15 protein-coding genes and 1 pseudogene are annotated in these 15,621 nt (G+C 70.1%); 4 read left to right on the top strand and 12 right to left on the bottom strand.

Annotated elements, in window-relative coordinates; translation table 11 throughout:
- Positions 1–85: 85 nt before the first annotated feature.
- Positions 86–482, top strand: a pseudogene (locus ABZS61_RS08905) (transposase); the annotation flags it as partial.
- Between the two features lie 3 nt (positions 483–485).
- Here the strand turns inward: ABZS61_RS08905 and ABZS61_RS08900 are convergent.
- From ABZS61_RS08900 to ABZS61_RS08885, 4 genes are all read right to left on the bottom strand, one after another.
- Positions 486–965 (bottom strand): DUF4265 domain-containing protein, encoded by a 480-nt coding sequence (locus ABZS61_RS08900; RefSeq protein WP_356417459.1) that lies wholly within the window; start codon positions 963–965, stop codon positions 486–488.
- A 57-nt stretch (positions 966–1,022) separates the two neighbouring features.
- A complete protein-coding gene (locus tag ABZS61_RS08895; RefSeq protein ID WP_356417458.1) occupies positions 1,023–2,198 on the bottom strand; it encodes a serine hydrolase domain-containing protein in 1,176 nt (391 codons plus the stop codon).
- Positions 2,199–2,458: 260 nt separating this feature from the next.
- On the bottom strand, positions 2,459–3,340 hold the full coding sequence (locus ABZS61_RS08890) for an alpha/beta hydrolase (RefSeq protein ID WP_356417457.1): 882 nt from the start codon (positions 3,338–3,340) through the stop codon (positions 2,459–2,461).
- 153 nt (positions 3,341–3,493) lie between these two features.
- On the bottom strand, positions 3,494–4,054 hold the full coding sequence (locus tag ABZS61_RS08885; RefSeq protein ID WP_356417456.1) for a hypothetical protein: 561 nt from the start codon (positions 4,052–4,054) through the stop codon (positions 3,494–3,496).
- A 273-nt stretch (positions 4,055–4,327) separates the two neighbouring features.
- On the opposite strand from ABZS61_RS08885, the gene nadE reads away from it, so the two are divergent.
- Both nadE and ABZS61_RS08875 read left to right on the top strand, forming a co-directional pair.
- Positions 4,328–5,158, top strand: a complete 831-nt coding sequence (gene nadE / locus ABZS61_RS08880; RefSeq protein WP_356417455.1) for an ammonia-dependent NAD(+) synthetase — start codon at positions 4,328–4,330, stop codon at positions 5,156–5,158.
- Between the two features lie 488 nt (positions 5,159–5,646).
- Positions 5,647–6,057 carry a hypothetical protein gene (locus ABZS61_RS08875; protein ID WP_356417454.1) on the top strand — a complete coding sequence of 137 codons (411 nt, stop codon included), beginning with the start codon at positions 5,647–5,649 and terminating at the stop codon, positions 6,055–6,057.
- Positions 6,058–6,341: 284 nt separating this feature from the next.
- Here the strand turns inward: ABZS61_RS08875 and ABZS61_RS08870 are convergent, their stop codons facing one another.
- From ABZS61_RS08870 to ABZS61_RS08845, 6 genes are all read right to left on the bottom strand, one after another.
- Positions 6,342–6,743, bottom strand: a complete 402-nt coding sequence (locus ABZS61_RS08870) for a hypothetical protein (protein WP_356417453.1) — start codon at positions 6,741–6,743, stop codon at positions 6,342–6,344.
- A gap of 341 nt (positions 6,744–7,084) precedes the next feature.
- Positions 7,085–7,666 carry a hypothetical protein gene (locus ABZS61_RS08865; RefSeq protein ID WP_356417452.1) on the bottom strand — a complete coding sequence of 194 codons (582 nt, stop codon included), beginning with the start codon at positions 7,664–7,666 and terminating at the stop codon, positions 7,085–7,087.
- 79 nt (positions 7,667–7,745) lie between these two features.
- On the bottom strand, positions 7,746–9,266 hold the full coding sequence (locus ABZS61_RS08860) for an ATP-binding protein (RefSeq protein ID WP_356417451.1): 1,521 nt from the start codon (positions 9,264–9,266) through the stop codon (positions 7,746–7,748).
- The gene (locus tag ABZS61_RS08855; RefSeq protein ID WP_356417450.1) at positions 9,263–9,946 is read right to left on the bottom strand and encodes a response regulator transcription factor; all 684 of its coding nucleotides are present in this window, start codon (positions 9,944–9,946) and stop codon (positions 9,263–9,265) included. Before ABZS61_RS08855 ends, ABZS61_RS08860 begins: the two co-directional genes overlap by 4 nt.
- Positions 9,947–10,025: 79 nt before the next feature.
- Positions 10,026–11,687, bottom strand: a complete 1,662-nt coding sequence (gene murJ, locus ABZS61_RS08850; RefSeq protein WP_356417449.1) for a murein biosynthesis integral membrane protein MurJ — start codon at positions 11,685–11,687, stop codon at positions 10,026–10,028.
- On the bottom strand, positions 11,684–12,856 hold the full coding sequence (locus ABZS61_RS08845; protein WP_356417448.1) for a peptidoglycan bridge formation glycyltransferase FemA/FemB family protein: 1,173 nt from the start codon (positions 12,854–12,856) through the stop codon (positions 11,684–11,686). Before ABZS61_RS08845 ends, murJ begins: the two co-directional genes overlap by 4 nt.
- Positions 12,857–13,046: 190 nt before the next feature.
- Here ABZS61_RS08845 and ABZS61_RS08840 point away from each other — a divergent pair, with 190 nt between their 5' ends.
- Entirely contained in the window at positions 13,047–14,240 is a 1,194-nt protein-coding gene (locus ABZS61_RS08840) for an Ig-like domain-containing protein (RefSeq protein ID WP_356417447.1), read from the top strand.
- Positions 14,241–14,261: 21 nt separating this feature from the next.
- On the opposite strand, the gene ABZS61_RS08835 is transcribed toward ABZS61_RS08840, so the two are convergent.
- Both ABZS61_RS08835 and ABZS61_RS08830 read right to left on the bottom strand, forming a co-directional pair.
- Positions 14,262–14,573, bottom strand: a complete 312-nt coding sequence (locus ABZS61_RS08835; protein WP_356417446.1) for an L-rhamnose mutarotase — start codon at positions 14,571–14,573, stop codon at positions 14,262–14,264.
- Positions 14,573–15,610 carry an aldo/keto reductase gene (locus ABZS61_RS08830; protein ID WP_356417445.1) on the bottom strand — a complete coding sequence of 346 codons (1,038 nt, stop codon included), beginning with the start codon at positions 15,608–15,610 and terminating at the stop codon, positions 14,573–14,575. Before ABZS61_RS08830 ends, ABZS61_RS08835 begins: the two co-directional genes overlap by 1 nt.
- Positions 15,611–15,621 lie beyond the last annotated feature (11 nt).

The following is a 15,621-nucleotide window of genomic DNA, read 5'->3' as shown; positions in this document are numbered from 1 at the left end:
ACGCCCGTCGAACTTGGTCCCCCACCTGGAAATCCTGAAGACTCCGAGCGGCCTTCGCACGATTCTGTGCTCCGACCAAGGATGACGCTTCGACCCTGAGCACGCGTTCCGCCTGCTCAAGCAGACCCTCGGCTGGACCCGGCCCAAGCTCCGCGACTCCGCCGCAGCCAATCGCCGGACCTGGCTCGTCCTGGCGGCACACGCCCGACTCCGGCTCGCCCGCCCGCTCACACGGGACCTCCGCCGACCGGCGGAACCGAACGGACTTACCGAGTCCGCCGGAAGTTCAGGAACCTGCGCGCGAGGACCGGCACGCCGGCCTGTGCACCGAAACCACCCGTCCCGGCCCGGGCCGCGCGCCCGGCTCGAAGAACCGGCGGCCGGCCACCCGCTACGACGTCGGACGAGTGCTCGCGAGCGGCGAGTCCTACACCCGACCAGCACACCACAAGGTCGGCACCACACCCCGACGAACCGGATAGAGCTCAGGCATTCCACCACTCGTCGGTGCCGCATCCGACCTCGTAGTGCCACCATCCCTCGGCCTGTCCCTGGGCCAGGAGCGCCTTGACTCCGGCGAAATCCGTGCCTGGCGGCACGGTGAAGGCCACCATCGGAAAGTCTTCACTGAAGACCTCGCCCCCGAGCCCGAATACGGAAAGTCGTTGATGGACTGCCCGGGGGCTTCTGCCGAGGGGCACGGGCACGACGCGGATCGTGCAGTTGCCGGAGGAGCTGATCTGCCCAACAGCCCAGCGGAGCCCGTCGGAGTCGGTCCGGTACCGTACCACGTCGCCCTCAGCCACCCCGTCCTGCAGGAAAGGAGCGTTCGCGATCCGGGCCCTGCTGTCTCCCAGATCCGTCGCCCACAGCCCCTCGGTGTCCTGCGGGAACCACCCCTCACGGGGCACGAACCGGAACCAGACCTTGATCTCCTCAACCACGCTCGCCATGCCGACCATCATCCGCTGACCGGTACAGCCAACTCGCACCGGGCGTGAGGCAGAGGCTGAACGGCAAGCTCACCGCTTGCGCAACAACGCGCAGACGAAGTTCTCCTCCACGGTCCGCAGCCGCTCCAGCAGTTCCGGCTTGTTCAGCTTGTTGATCTGGGTGGTGAGGGAGACGGTCAGCGACCGCTTCCCGTCCGGGGTGGCTGCGACCAGCTGTGTGTATCCGGGGAAGTTGCCCGTGTGGCCGTACACCACGCCGCAGCGGGTGCTGTACCGGAAAATGGCCAGACCGGCCTTGTTCTGACCGGGGCCCGCGGGTTCGGATGCACCGTTCACCCAGTTCAGCTGCTGTCGGCGTGTCCGGTCGGAGATCAGCCTTCCGCCGGCGTAACCGCGGATGAAGGCCGTCATGTCCTTCGGCGTCGAGATGATGCCGCCCGATGCCCACACGCCCGACGCACTCAGTGCCTCGCTGACGTCCTCGGGCGGGTCGGGCGGGGTGACGTCGTAGCCGTGCATGTACGGCTCGGGCATCCGGTAGCCCTGCGGCAGGCTGGTGTTGCGCAGATCCAGCGGGCGGTACACGAGCCGGGCGAGCAGATCTTCGTAACGGCGGCCTGTCACCGCCTCCGACATCAGCGCCACGGCGATGTTGTCGGAGTTGGAGTAGGTGTACCGGGACCCCGGACGGAACACCAACGGCTTGTCGGCCACGAAGTCGAGCAGCCGGCGGGAGTCGAAGTGGCGACGCGGGTTCTCGGCCAGCAGGGTCAGGAAATCCGGGTCCGCGGTGTAGTCCGGGAGTCCGCTGGTGTGGTTCAGCAACTGCCGCAGCGTGACCCGGTGCCATGCGCGCGGCAGCCGGGGAAGCACCCTGCCGATGGTGTCGTTCAGACGCAGCCTCCCGCGGTCGACGAGTTGGAGGGAGACCGCGCCGCTGTACGCCTTGGCCGTACTGGCGATGCGCATGTGGTCAGTGGCCTCGATGGGGCGGTCGGTGCCGACCTCGGCAACGCCGGCCCGGTAGACCTCGGTGCCGGACTCGCGTTTGAGGACGGCAATCGCTCCGGGCGGTCCGCCGGGCGCCGTGGTGAGTTCCTGCAACTGCCGTCGCAGAGCGCGGTTGTCGTCGGCGGGGATGTCCGCGGCGGCTTGGGCCGGGGCGTGCACCAGCCCCGCCAAGCAGGCAGCGGCCAGAAGGGCGACAAGGGGGAGGCGGACCTGCGGGGAGCCGGGAACTGGCACGGAAGGACTCCTGGAACGTGAGCGCAGTGGGACGTCCAGCTTCACCCGCCGGTCAGCAACCTGCGCGCGGCCTTGCTCCAACCAGCCGACAGCGGGGCGCGGCGACATCGAGGCCCGGTACGGCGTCTCCTCCCTGATGGCCTACCGATCACGTGGTCCGCACTCGTGTCCGCCAATGTCGGTGGACCGCCCGCTCGATGTGCAGTGGGACCGCGGGCGGAAGTGTCCCCGGCTCCGGGACGTGTTGCGAGAGGGAGTGCTCAGCGGGTGTGCGCCTCCAAGGCGTCGATGATCTCGGGCCAGAGTTCGCGGGGACGGTCGTGCCCCATGTCGGGAAGCAGCAGGAGTTCCGCTCCGGGTACCAGGTCGGCCGTGCGCCTTCCGCCGCCGGGGTCGATCAACGTGTCGTCCAGACCATGGATCACCAAGGTCGGCACCCGGAGGTTGCGGAGTGCGTCGGCGCGTGAGCCGGCGAGAATCATTGCTCCGAGTTGCCGCCCGGCTCCGGCCGGGTAGTGAGCGCGGTCGTAGCTCTCGGCAGCCAGCTCGCGAAGACGTGCGGGGTCGCCGTACCGCTTGGAGGCCCACGTCAGTTCTCTCTCCGCCGCTGCGATGTACCCCTCTCGGTCCGGTGGCTTCGGGCTGGAGAGCACTGCTTGGGCCTCAGCACTGGACCGGCCGTAGTCCAGCTCGCCGGTCGAGGACATCATCGACGTCAGGGTCAGCAGGCGCGCCGGATGGTTGACGGCCATCGTCTGGGCGAGCATGCCGCCCATCGAGGATCCGACCACGTGAGCTCGTTCGATTCCGAGCGCGGTGAGCAGGCCGAGACCGTCGTCGGCCATGTCCGTCAGCGTGTAGGGGACCATCGCCAGGGCGGACGAGATGTCTCCTGAGCTCACAGCGTCGATGAGCCGACCCGTATCGACGGGGTGCTCGTCGAACGTGGTGGACAGCCCGCAGTCGCGGTTGTCGTACCGGATCACGTAGCGTCCACGCTCTGCGAGTGCACGGCAGAAGTCCTCGTGCCAGGCGATCATCTGGGCACTGAAGCCCATCACGAGCAGGACAGCCGGATCAGCTGGATCACCGAAGGTCTCGTACTGGATCGACACTCCGGGCGCGGCTTCGATCATCGGCATGGTGGGAGTGTCCCAGCATCGCCTGTCTGCGCGCACCCGGGTATTGGCTACGCGTGACCAGCGCGTTCGGCAGCCGAGGGTGCAGCGACCGGTCGCCGGACGGCGTGCGCGGGGGGCCACCCGTCAGGCAGCTCCGCACACGGCGCGTCGGGTTCAGTCGGTGATGTACCAGGTGCTCTCGAGGTACTCCAGTGTGTAGCTGCCGAGGTCGTTCTCGGAGAAGGAGGCGGAGGACCTGACCGCTTCGACCGGCATCTCGATCTTGGCGGGCGTGCGCACGGCGATGCGCTGCGGGTCGACCGTCGCGGTCTTCAGGGCCTCCTTCTGCGCCGGGGAGATCATCTGGAACACGGCGGCGTACGTCGACGTGCACGGTCCGAGCCCCTGGTCCTGTGCCTTCTTCGCAGCGGGTCCGGCCACGTCGCAGACCGTGTCGATGTCCTCACGCCCCAGGGCGTGGAGGTACTGCTCGTACCGCTGGATCGCGCCCTCCTTCGTCCTGGGCGCGGACCGGTCGCCGGTCGGCTCGGCCGACGGCTTCCCGGTCCGGGCGGAGGCGGAGGGCGTGGCCGGCGGCTCGTCGGCCGACGTGGACGCGGTCGGCTGCGGAGGCTTCGCGCCCGCATCCTCCTTCGCCTCATCCGGACCGCACGCGCACGCCACCAGCGCCACACAGGTCGATACCAGCACGCTCACCGTCGTCCGCGCTCTCATTCGGTCCCCTCAACCCCGGCCTGCACCACGTCAGGAGGTCACGCAGAATCCGGGTGAACGGTTCCCGAGCCGGTCCGGAGCGGGGGCATCGACCGGTTCGCCAAGGAGCCCGAGTCCGCGTTCCGACGTCTGCTGCCGGAAGCCGTGGACGACTCCGAGCCGACGGATGGCCGGACCTCCCGGTCCGTGGGTGTGCGGGCCGGTAGACGTTCGCACCGCGATTGAAGTTAGGGTGCCGCGACAGCACATCGTGAACCGGAACAAGGAGCAGACGTGAGCGAGCCGGCGTCCATCGCCCTGCAGCAGAAGATCGCCCAGGAACTACAGGTCGCAGAGACCTTCGAGGCCGAACGGGAGATCGAGCGCCGGGTGGCCTTCCTCGCCGAGCGGCTGACCTCGACCGGTCTGCGTTCCCTGGTCCTCGGCATCAGCGGCGGCGTCGACTCCACCACCACCGGTCGTCTGTGCCAGCTCGCCGTCGATCGGGCCCGCGCCGCGGGGCACGAGGCGCGGTTCTACGCGATGCGGCTGCCCTACGGGACCCAGGCCGACGAGCACGACGCGCAGCTCGCGCTCTCCTTCATCCGCCCCGACCAGGTGCTGACCGTGGACATCAAGCCCGCGAGCGACGCCGCGATCGAAGCCTCGTTGGCCGCCGGCGTGACCTTCCGCGACGCCCACCACCAGGACTTCGTGCACGGCAACATCAAGGCCCGGCAGCGCATGATCGCCCAGTACGCGGTGGCCGGAGCGCATGACGGCCTGGTCGTGGGCACGGACCACGCCGCCGAGGCGGTCTCCGGCTTCTTCACCAAGTTCGGTGACGGCGCCGCCGACCTGGTCCCGCTGACCGGCCTGACCAAGCGCCGGGTGCGCGCCGTCGCGGACACGCTGGGCGCGCCCGCCGAGCTGGTGTGGAAGCTGCCGACGGCCGATCTGGAGACCCTCGACCCGGGCAAGGCGGACGAGGATGCGCTCGGCGTCACCTACGACGACATCGACGACTTCCTCGAGGGCAAGCCGGTGGACGAGCGGGTCTTCGAAACGATCACCAGCCGCTACCGCCTCACCGATCACAAGCGCCAGTTGCCCGTAGCCCCCTGACAAGCGTGCGCTCATCGTGGACGGTCCCACCCGTCCCGGACCTGGCCGCCCGTCGGTCGGGCTCGGAGACGGGTGGGGCGTCCGGTCGGGCGCTCGCATCGGCCAGTGACCTGACCGACGAGCAACGGGCGCTGCTGGAGGGCGTGTTCAACGCTCCGGGTAAGGGGCAAATCCCCACACGCACCGGCCCTCGGCCCTGCGCACGCACATCAGTTGAGTAGGCGTACCCCTCCTCACCAGGTATCCGCACCCATCCGTCCCACTCCCCCACTGACCTACCGTTCCCGTATGCCCGAGGAGACCGCACCGGCCGAACTCAGGTCCCCCTCCGGCGTCGGCTCGCCCACCGGATTTCTCGCGCGGGCCGTCGGCGGCGGATTCGCCGTGCCGCTCAGCCTGGGGCGGGCAAGGAACTCGGGCCACGCGGCACGGTTGTTCTCCGGGCTTCTGCTCCTGAGGTACGCGAACGCTCGGAGAGGAATGACAGAGTGATACGAATCGCGCACATGCGGTTGCCGGCCGCCATGGCGACCGTGCTGGTGCTCCCCGTCTCGGCGTGTACGTCCAGTGCCGCCGAGTGCGAGGAGGCCTTCACTGAGGTGACGATGTCGGTTCCCGGCACAGCCTCCGCGAAATGGGACTGCAGCAACAACTTCGGCGGCGGCTGGCAACGTGCTGACGTGGTGATCGAGGCGTCCACCGAGGAGGAGGCCATCTCGGTGGTGGATGCGGCCCTCCGCGCCTATGCCGCATCGCCCGAACTCGAGGACCGTTGGGGGACCCCGCAGAAATACGTGACCGAGGACGGGTCGATCATCGTCAGTGCGGGCGACGTCGGGTTCCCCGCCGTGCCGAACGTGGGCGAGGTCCGTGAGCACTACGGCATCACGCCCGACTGACACCGGCCATCCCTTCGCCCCGAGGGCTCCTGGTTGCCTCGGCGGAGGAGAAGTGTGAGCCGGTCGGCCGGTAGCCAACCGTCCCGCCGGGCCGGTTGGACAAGGCAGCGCAGGCGGCGGGCCCACCGGCTTCCACCAGGAGCACTCCGGCGTTTTGACGAGGTCGAGCGAACCACCGACCGGATCAAGACCTCCCGTGCGGTCGTCCCCGCGACGCCAAGCGGGCCTACGTCTTCCACCACACGGTCCCCCTTGCGGCTCCTCCCATGACCTGCGGGACAGCCTCAGTTGTGCCGGACGGAACGAGGCTTCGCTCGCATGACCCACATGTAACCGGCCAGGCCGATCGATCCGCGCACCGTGGCGTCAGCCCATGCCGGCAGGATGCTGCCCCAGGTGTCCCACCCCAGACCCCAGAACACGAGCAGACTCAGTGCGCTTGCCACCATGACCGCGCTTCCGTACGCGACCGGTGTCGTGCGGCTTCTGCCCAGCCAGGCTCCCAGAAGCCCAGCCGGGATCTGCACCGCCACATGGAAGCTCGCGCATGCCAGCGGCACAGCGAGGAGGAGGGCAAAGGGGGCATCTGCGGTGGGATCGCCCGGCGGGGTCGTATAGCCGACGTCCAGCATCCACAACGGCGGCACCAAGAACGTGAGCAGGAGCAGGGCTCCGCTCAGATGCATGGCGCCAAGGTGTCGCAGTGCGGAGTGTGTCGCCCTGATCCTTCGCTGCCCTGCCGTCGGACCCTTGGTTCTCCCGCTCATATCCCTCTCCCGCCGCCGCATGCAGGCGTGGGTCGTCGTAGTCAGGCGGTTGCGCCGTCCTCGCCCCGCGTGGCACGTCCCTCGTACCGGTAGCGGCCTGCCGACCGACAGATGGTCCTCACCGGTGCCGCGCGTCCGGAGCGGCCGACGAACCGTTCGTTCTCACCGGCGGTGTACGCCCGCCGGCACACCTACTCGGCGTGCCCGCGCGCCCCGGACCCGTCAGTGACGACACCTCAACTCCCCCGCTCCCGGTCGGTTCAGCGCGGGGCCTTCACGGACGCGGTCGGTACGAGCGCGGACCGGGGATCGCAGCGCGCGGGAGTACGTGCGCCGTCGGTGCCCCGCAGGGTCACTATCACCGTGCCGTCGGTGCTCTCCGCGAACGCCACCGTGCAGACGAGTTGCCGCTCGGCGGGCGGAGTGAGCCCGTCGAGCGGGGCCTCTATGGTGACGTCCACCCCGTCCTCGATCACTTTCGGCCTCGCCGGGGTGCCGGGGGCGGGTAGCGATGCCTCGTTGACCATGCCCGCCCGCTTCTCCGCCTCGTTCGGGCCGACCAGCAGTGCGGCGATGGTCTTCTCCGTGGGAGGCCGGGCGTCCTCCCCGTTGCTGTCCTGGCCGCTCTCGTCTCCGGTGAAGTCGCTCTCGCCGACTGTCCGGGGAACGGGTATCAGCACGGAGTCGTGGGAGAAGAACAGGAGCATCCGGACTTGACGGGCGGGGAGTACGTCGATGGTCGCGGCGCCCCCGGCGGCGATGACGTCCGTCTCCTGGATACCGCAGGCTGCGAGCGGGAGACAGGCCGCGAGCAATGCAGCTGTTCGCAGGCGCTCCCTCATCCCGCTGTCCTCTCCGTGTCGTTGCGTGACGGCTCCGCCGCCCGCGCCCGTTGCCCTGCCTCTTCGTTGCGGGGTCGGTTCATGCCAATGCCTCGTCGCTGCGGGACTCGTTCATGCCATGGCCTCGCTCGTGCCCGGTGGACTCACCGAGGGGGATCTCGACCGTGAAGACGGCACCGCCGTCCGGTCCGTTCCCGGCGTGGACTGTGCCACCGTGCAGCCGGACGTTCTCCTGGGTGATCGCCAGGCCGAGACCACTGCCCGCCGATCGGGTACGGGCCGCGTCGGCCTTGTAGAACCGGTCGAAGATGTGGGGCAGCACCTCCGGCCGTATGCCGGGCCCGCTGTCGGCGACCTCGAGGATCAGCGTGGTCTCCCCGTCGGCGGCCGTCCGCGTGCTCAGCCGGACCGTTACCGGCTCCGAGCCGTGCCGCAGCGCGTTGCCGACGAGATTGGCGACGACGACGTCGAACCGGCGCGGATCGAGACGGGCCCGGATCCCGTCCGGCAGATCGGTGCGTACGCGGTCGTCCCAGCGCCGGCGCTGGAGTGTCCTGCCGATGGTCTCCGCAGCGTCGACCTCGTCGGTGTTCAGCTCGGCCGCGCGTGCGTCGAAGCGGGAGATCTCCATCAGGTCCTCCACGAGGACCGCCAGCTTGCCGGTTTCCGCGCTGATCAGCCGGACGGCCTGGGCCGTATCCGGGTCGAGGCCGTCCGCGTCCTCGTCGAGCACCTCGGTGACGGCGAGCATCCCGGCGAGCGGGGTGCGCAGTTCGTGCGAGACGTCGGACGCGAACCGACGGGCACGGGCCTCCGCCTGTTGCAGTTCCTCGACCGACTTCTCGAGCTGCCCCGCCGACTCGTTGAACGTACGGGCCAGATCCGCCAGTTCGTCCCTCCCCGAGACCTTGATCCGCGCGTCGAGCCGGCCACTGCCCATGGAGCGGGCCGCCCTGCGCAGCTCGCGAACCGGGCGCAGCACACTGCGCGCGGCGATCAGCGCGGGCACCAGGGCGATGGCGAGGCCGGGCAGAGCACCGTCGCGTGCGGCGGTGACCAGGGCCTCCACATTGGCCTGCTCCTCGCTCATCCGCATCACGGCGAACAGGACCAGCCCGGTCGGCACGGTGCCGTCCCCGCCGGTCCTCGTCAGGACGGGCACTCCGATCGTGAGGTACGGGACACCGTCCTTCACGACCCGCTCGAAGCTGCCGTGCGACGACGTCAGGGTGGTGCGGCGCAGCTCGGGGGTGATGACGGAGGAGGTGGGTCTGGTGCTCGATGAGACACGCAGCGAGCCGTACTCGGCGAAGATGATCCACGGGTGCGGCTTCGCCTTGCTCGCGAGGACGAAGAGCAGTTCGCGCAGTATCTCGGGATCGACGGGAAGTGAGGGTGCGAGTGTCTCCACCTGTTCGCGGAAGGACACGACCGCGGTGTCCTGGGCGCTGACGAGGACGGCGCTGCGCGCTTCTCGGTAGGTGAGTGCCGCGGTCGTCCCCGCGCTGACGGCGGCCACGAGCAGGAACGCGAGGACGAGGCGTGTGCGCAACCCGAAGGTGGCGATCCGGCGCACGCGACTCGTGCGGCCGGCGTTCACAGGGGTCCGAAGCGGTAGCCGAAGCCCCGCAGGGTCTGTATGTAGCGCGGGTTGCCCGGGGTGTCCTCGATCTTGTTGCGCAGCCTGCGGACGCAGGCGTCGACGAGGCGGGCGTCACCGTGGTAGCTGTGCTCCCACACGTGTTCGAGAAGTTGCTGCCGGCTGAACACCTGCTCCGGCGCGGCCGTCAGATGGAGGAGCAGTTTCATCTCGGAGGGCGCCAGGGCAACGCGTTCGCCGGACTTGGCGATGGTCAGGCCCGCGCGGTCGACGGCGAGGTCTCCGTGGAACTCGACGGCGGGCCGACCGCTGCCCGGGGTCTCCATCCGGCGCAGCACGGCGCGGATGCGGGCCTCGATCACCTCGGTGCGGGCCGGTTTGACGATGTAGTCGTCGGCGCCGGCCTCGAGGCCGATGACGACGTCGAAGTCGTCGCCTCGGGCGGTGAGCATGATGATGGGCAGCTGGCTGTCCTCCCGTACGAGGCGGCAGACCTGCACACCGTTCATGCCGGGCAGCATCAGGTCCAGCAGGAGCAGGTCGGGCCGGAACTCCCGGAGTGCGGCCAGTCCGGCCTCCCCGGTGGCGGCCGTGCGGACCTCGTGGCCGCGGCGGCGCAGTCCCAGCTCGACACCCTCGCGTACGGAGGGGTCGTCTTCGATCAGGAGCACGCGGGGCATGTGCGGGGCTTCCCTGGGGGTCGTGGTGAATGGGTCAGGAGGGTTCACGCTCTCGGTGCGCTTCACGGTTCCGCTGGTCTCAGTGCCGGCGGCGGATCCGGGCGACCGCGCCCGAGACGAGGGAGTCGACCTCTGCGAGGCGTAGAGGTCGGGCGAGCAGGACGAAGACCGCTGCGACGGTGAGCGCACCGGCTCCGGCTGCGACGGCAGGCCCGGCGGGGGCCGACAGCCGGGCGGCGCCGAGACCGAGGAGGGTGGCGGGCACGGCGGCGGCGAGCATGCCGGCCTGGGCGGCGACGGTGGCGGAGCGCCACAGCCGCGGCCGGAGCGATGCGGTGCCGGGGGCCTTGCCTGGCGTCAGGCGGCGGTGCAGCACCAGGGCGGTCAGGGCCCAGCCGGCAAACAGTGCCAGCGAGTAGCCGCCTGCCATACCGGTGACCGCCCAGCGTGACGGCAGGAGTTGGTACGCCGCCCACGACAGCCCCGCGTTGAGGCCCGCGATCACGAGGTTCAGCAGGAACGGGGTGCGTGTGTCGGACAGGGCGTAGAAGGAGCGGGACAGCACGTACTGGCCGGAGAAGGCGATGAGTCCGGGAGCGAAGGCCATCAGGATCCCGGCAAGCACGGCGATGTCCTCCGGTCCCGTCCTGCCGTGCTGGAAGACCAGCGCCGTCGCGGGGTGTGCCAGGGCGAGCAGCGCACACGCTGCGGGCACTATCAGCGCTCCGCTCGTGCGCAGCGCGTATCCGGCGTCCCGCCGGACCGCCGCCGTGTCGCCGTCGGCCGCCGACCGGCTCATGCGCGGCATCAGCGCCGTCACCAGGGAGACCGTGACGATGCCGTGCGGCACCATCCACAGCGTGTACGCGTTGTTGTACGCGCTGAACCCCGCGCCCTCGATCTGCTCGGCGGCGGCGCGGGCACCGGCGGACGTGGCGAGCCGGGTGGTGACCCAGTACGCGGCCTGGTTACTGAGCACCAGCAGCACGAGCCAGCCCGCGGAACGCAGGGGCCGGGTCAGGCCGCTGCCCCGCCAGTCGAACCGGGGCCGGAACCGGAAACCGGCGGCCCGCAGCGACGGCAGCAGGGCGAGCGCCTGGACGACGATGCCGGCGGTGGTGCCCCACCCGAGGAGGGATCGCTCCCCCGGTGTCAGCTCCCCGCCCGCACCGGTCGCCAGGTACAGGCCGAACACGGAGATGACCACGACGTTGTTGAGGACCGGTGTCCACATCATGGCGCCGAAGCGGCCGCGCGCGTTGAGCACCTGTCCGAGCAGGGTGAACAGACCGAGGAAGAAGATCTGCGGCAGGCAGTACCGGGCCAGCGCAACCGTCATCGTGTGCTGGTCCGGCGGGTAGTCCGAGTAGAACCCGACGATCGCAGGCGCCGCCCACACCGCCGCACCTGTGAGGAGGAGCAGGGCCAGCACGCACAGGGTGAGCAGCCGGTCGGTGTAGGCCGCGCCCCCGTCCGCGTGCTCCTTCGCCGCCCTGACCAGCTCCGGCAGGAAGACCGCGTTGAGGGCGCCCCCGAGGAGCAGGATGTAGACGATGGTGGGGACCGAATTGCCCACCGCGTACCCGTCGGCGACGATCCCGAGGCCGAGCGCGGCGGCGACGACCGCGGACCGCAGGAATCCGGTGGCGCGTGAGACGACCGACCCGGCCGCCATGATCGCGCCGCTGCGCAGCGCGGACGGCTGCTTCGCCGTCGGCTCGGCTGTGGCGGTGGTACTCATCGTCGCGCCAGATAGGTCTGGAACGCGCGGTACAGCGCGTGATTGGCCGTGCCGTCCACCGGTCTCTCCCACTCCCCCAGGGTTTCGACGACCTCGCCCCCGGTGCCGAGCTTCCAGCGCAGCAGCCCGTAGGGACGGTCGTCGGGGTCGAGGGTGGAGGGTACCCCGCGCATGTCGTAGACGTCGGCGCCGAGTGCCTGGGCGTCCAGCAGCATGCGCCACTGCAGGAGGTTGGAGGGCCGGACCTCACGGCGGTGGTCGGCGGAGGCGCCGGTCTGGTACCAGATCCGTCGGCCGACGCGGATCATGGTGTGGGCCGCGAGGATCTCGCCTTCGTGACGGGCGAGGTAGAGCTGCATGCGGCCCGGTTCCTCCGCGTTGAGGGCCGCGTACTGACGCTCGTAGTACTCCAGGGAACGGCCGAGGCGGAAGCCGTCGCGTTCTTCGGTGATGCGCAGCAGCCGGTAGAACTCCGGCAGGTCCGCCGCGCTGCCCACGACCACCTCGACGCCCGACTTCTGCGCCCTGCGGACGTTGCGCCTCCACTCCTGGTTGAGTCCCGCCCACAGGTCGTCCGCCGTGCGCCCGGTGAGCGGTATCCGGAAGACGTGGCGCGGCTGCGCGTCGTCGTCGTTCTCGCCGCCGCACCGGTTCCAGCCCCGGGCCCGGAGCCGTTCCGCGACGGCCGTGCCGAGAGGATCCACCTCGCTCGCGAGGACGTCGGAGAGCCTGCGGCCGGGCCCGGTCCCCGATTTGAGCCGTGCACCGTTCCAGCGCCGGTACGCCGGCGAGGGGCCGATCCGTACGGCGAACACTCCGGAGGCACGCAGGTGCCTCAAAAGCGGGTCGAGCCAACCGTCGATGCCCGGGTCGGCCCAGTCGGCGACCGGCCCTTCCGGAAGGTAGGCGAAGTACTTGCGGGTTCCTGGGAGTTGACGCAGGAGGACGAGCGCGACGCCGGTCAGCCGGCCGGCCGCCGGGTCCGGCCCCCAGCCCACCAGCTGGGAACGCCAGCCGTCCTTGACCTGGGCCCACGAGGGGCACTGCAGGAATCCTGCACCCAGGTCGGACCCCGCGCCGGAGCTCAGGAACGAGCGGTACGTCTGGGCGGTGATAAGCCCCAACGGGGTTTCCGGGCCGCGGGCAGCCGTCACGAGCAGTGCTGACACGGTGTGAGCCTCTCTGTGGGAGTGCACAGGATGCTCACAGCCGTCCGTGACCGCTCCGCGCGGCGAATGTGACCGGACGATGACCGTTGTTCTGCAGTCGTCGTCACATGGCCGCAGCGCCGCTCACCTGGGCTTTCCTGGTTCTACTGTCTCGGTATCCACAGACGAACCACCATGAACGGAGACTCCGTTGAGCCGTATATGTGTGCGCACCGCGGCGGTCGCGGTACTGCTGGCCCCGCTCGCGGCCTGCTCCTCCGGAGCAGGCTCCGGCGCCGCTGCGGAGGACGCCAAAGGCGGCGGTACGAGTGCCGCGGAGGACCGCCCCGCGAGGGTGACCGTGACGCCGAAGGGCAACGGCGTACAGGCCGGCGGCACGGTCAGGGTCACCGCGGCGGGTGGCACGCTCACCTCGGTCGGCGTCACGGACGACGAGGGGCGCACGCTCGTCGGCAAGGTGGCAGCCGACGGAGCGACGTGGGTCTCTGCACGCAAGGCGGCTCCCGGCACCTCGTACACGGTCACCGCCACGACGACCACGAAGGGCGGGACGAAGAGCACCGTCACGTCCGTGTTCGCCACGGCCGAGGCCGACAAGGTCAACAAGGTCGACTGGCGGCCGGGTACGAAGGCGGTCGTCGGCATCGGGCAGCCGATCTCGCTGGTCTTCGACAACCCGGTCACCGACAAGGTTGCCGTCGAACGGCAGTTGAAGCTGACCACCTCGAATCCCACCGAGGGCTCCTGGTCCTGGCTGGAGGACTGGTCCGGCCGCGACCGGATCGACTGGCGGCCCAAGGAGTACTGGCAGCCCGGCACGAAGGTCACGCTCAGCGCCGAGCTGAACGGCACGGATTCAGGTGGCGGCGGCTGGTTCGTCCGCGACTACTCGACCGGTTTCACCGTCGGCGGGAGCCAGATCGTCAAGGTCGACCTCGACCGCAAGCAGCTCACCCTGGAACGGAACGGGCAGACGGTCCGGAGTATCCCCGTCTCCGGCGGTACCCCGGGGGGCGACAAGCGCTCCTGGCGCGGGACCGCCGTCCTGATGGCCAAGGAGGGCACGATCAACATGAACTCCGAGACTGTCGGCCTCGGCGACGCCTACGACAAGATGGTCGACCGGTCCATGCGGCTGACCTGGTCCGGCATGTACGCGCATGCGGCGCCGTGGAACAACAAGTGGTTCGGCAACGCGAACATGAGCTCCGGTTGCATCGGCATGAGCGACACCGACGCCGCCTGGCTCTACGCCCAGGTACGGCCCGGCGACCCGTTCGAGATCACCGGCAAGGACACCAAGGGCGTCGTCGCCCCGGGCAACGGCTTCGGTGACTGGAACGTGCCGTGGGCCGAGTGGCAGGCCAAGAGCGCGCTGCGCTGACGCCGGGGACCCCCGTGGCGCTCACAGCTCCCACACGACGGGCAGGCCGGCTTCCGTGCCCTGGGCCGAGTAGTCGTGCACGACGTCGAGGAGTTCGGCCATCCGCGCCTGCCAGGCGATGTTGACCGGCAGCTGCTCCAGCGAGGCCAGCAGCGCGGCGTAGTCCTCGCACTCCAGGAGGTGGAAGAGGTCGGTGCCGCTGCGCCAGATCGTCCAGGAGGTGGCACCGCCGGAGCGGATCGCCGTCGTCAGTTCCTCGGGGACTTCGCGGTGCGCCGCGTCGTACTCCTCGATCCTGTCGGCGCGGACTTTGGTGTGCAGCGCGATCCTCATCACGGCTCCTCGGTCGTACGGGCGTCGGTGGCCGCTTCCGCCTCGTTCTCCCACACCGCCACCGGGACCGGGACGTGCTCCGGCAGCAGTCCGTCGGCCCGCAGTTCGGCCCACAGTTCGTCGGGGACGGTGCGCGCCAGCATGTCGGCGGCGTCGTGGACCTCCTGCGCTGAGCGGGTACCGACCAGGATGCCCGCCACCGCCGGATGCCCGAAGGGGAACCGCAGGGCGGCGGCACGCAGTGGGACGCCGTGCCGGTCCGCGACCGCCTTCATGCGCAGCGCACGGGCCAGCACCTCCGGGGATGCGGTCGCGTAGTCGAAGGTGGCACCCGGCCTCGGGTCCGCGAGCAGCCCCGAGTTGAAGACTCCGCCGACGACGACGCTCTTGCCGCGCGCGTCCGCCTCCGGGAGGAGCTCGTCGAGGCCGCTCTGGTCCAGGAGGGTGTAGCGGCCGGCGCACAGCACCGCGTCGACGTCGGTGTCGCGCACGAAACGGGTCAGCACCTCCGCCTGGTTCATGCCCGCACCGATCGCGCCGACCACTCCTTCGGAGCGCAGCCGCTCCAGCGCCGGATAGGCCTCCTTGAAGGCCTGCTCCTCGTGGTCGTCCGGGTCGTGGAGGTACACGACGTCGATCCGGCCGACGCCGAGCCGCTCCAGGCTCGCCTCGATGCTGCGTCGCACCCCGTCGGCACTGAAGTCCCAGACACGGCGGTGGGTGGCGGCCACGGCGAAGCCGTTGGCGAGGTCGTCGCCCCCCGCCTCCGTCCGCTCCAGGCGGCGGCCCACCTTGGTCGAGACGGCGTACTCGTCGCGGGGCCTGGTGCGCAGTGCTGCGCCGAGCCGGTGCTCGGACAGGCCGAGGCCGTAGTGCGGGGCGGTGTCGAAGTAGCGGATGCCGACGTCCCAGGCGGCGTCGACCGCGTTCGTCGCCTGGACGTCGTCCACCGCGGAGAAGAGGTTGCCGATCGCCGCTGCCCCGAAGGCCAAGTCGGTGACGGCGACATCGCTCGTGCCGAGCGCGGTGCGTCGCATGTGCCTGCCGC

The sequence above is a fragment of the Streptomyces sp. NPDC005566 genome (genome assembly GCF_040605575.1).
GTDB lineage: Bacteria > Actinomycetota > Actinomycetes > Streptomycetales > Streptomycetaceae > Streptomyces.
The sequence above is the reverse complement of the archived record's forward strand: the minus strand, read 5'-3'. Positions and strand labels throughout refer to the sequence as shown.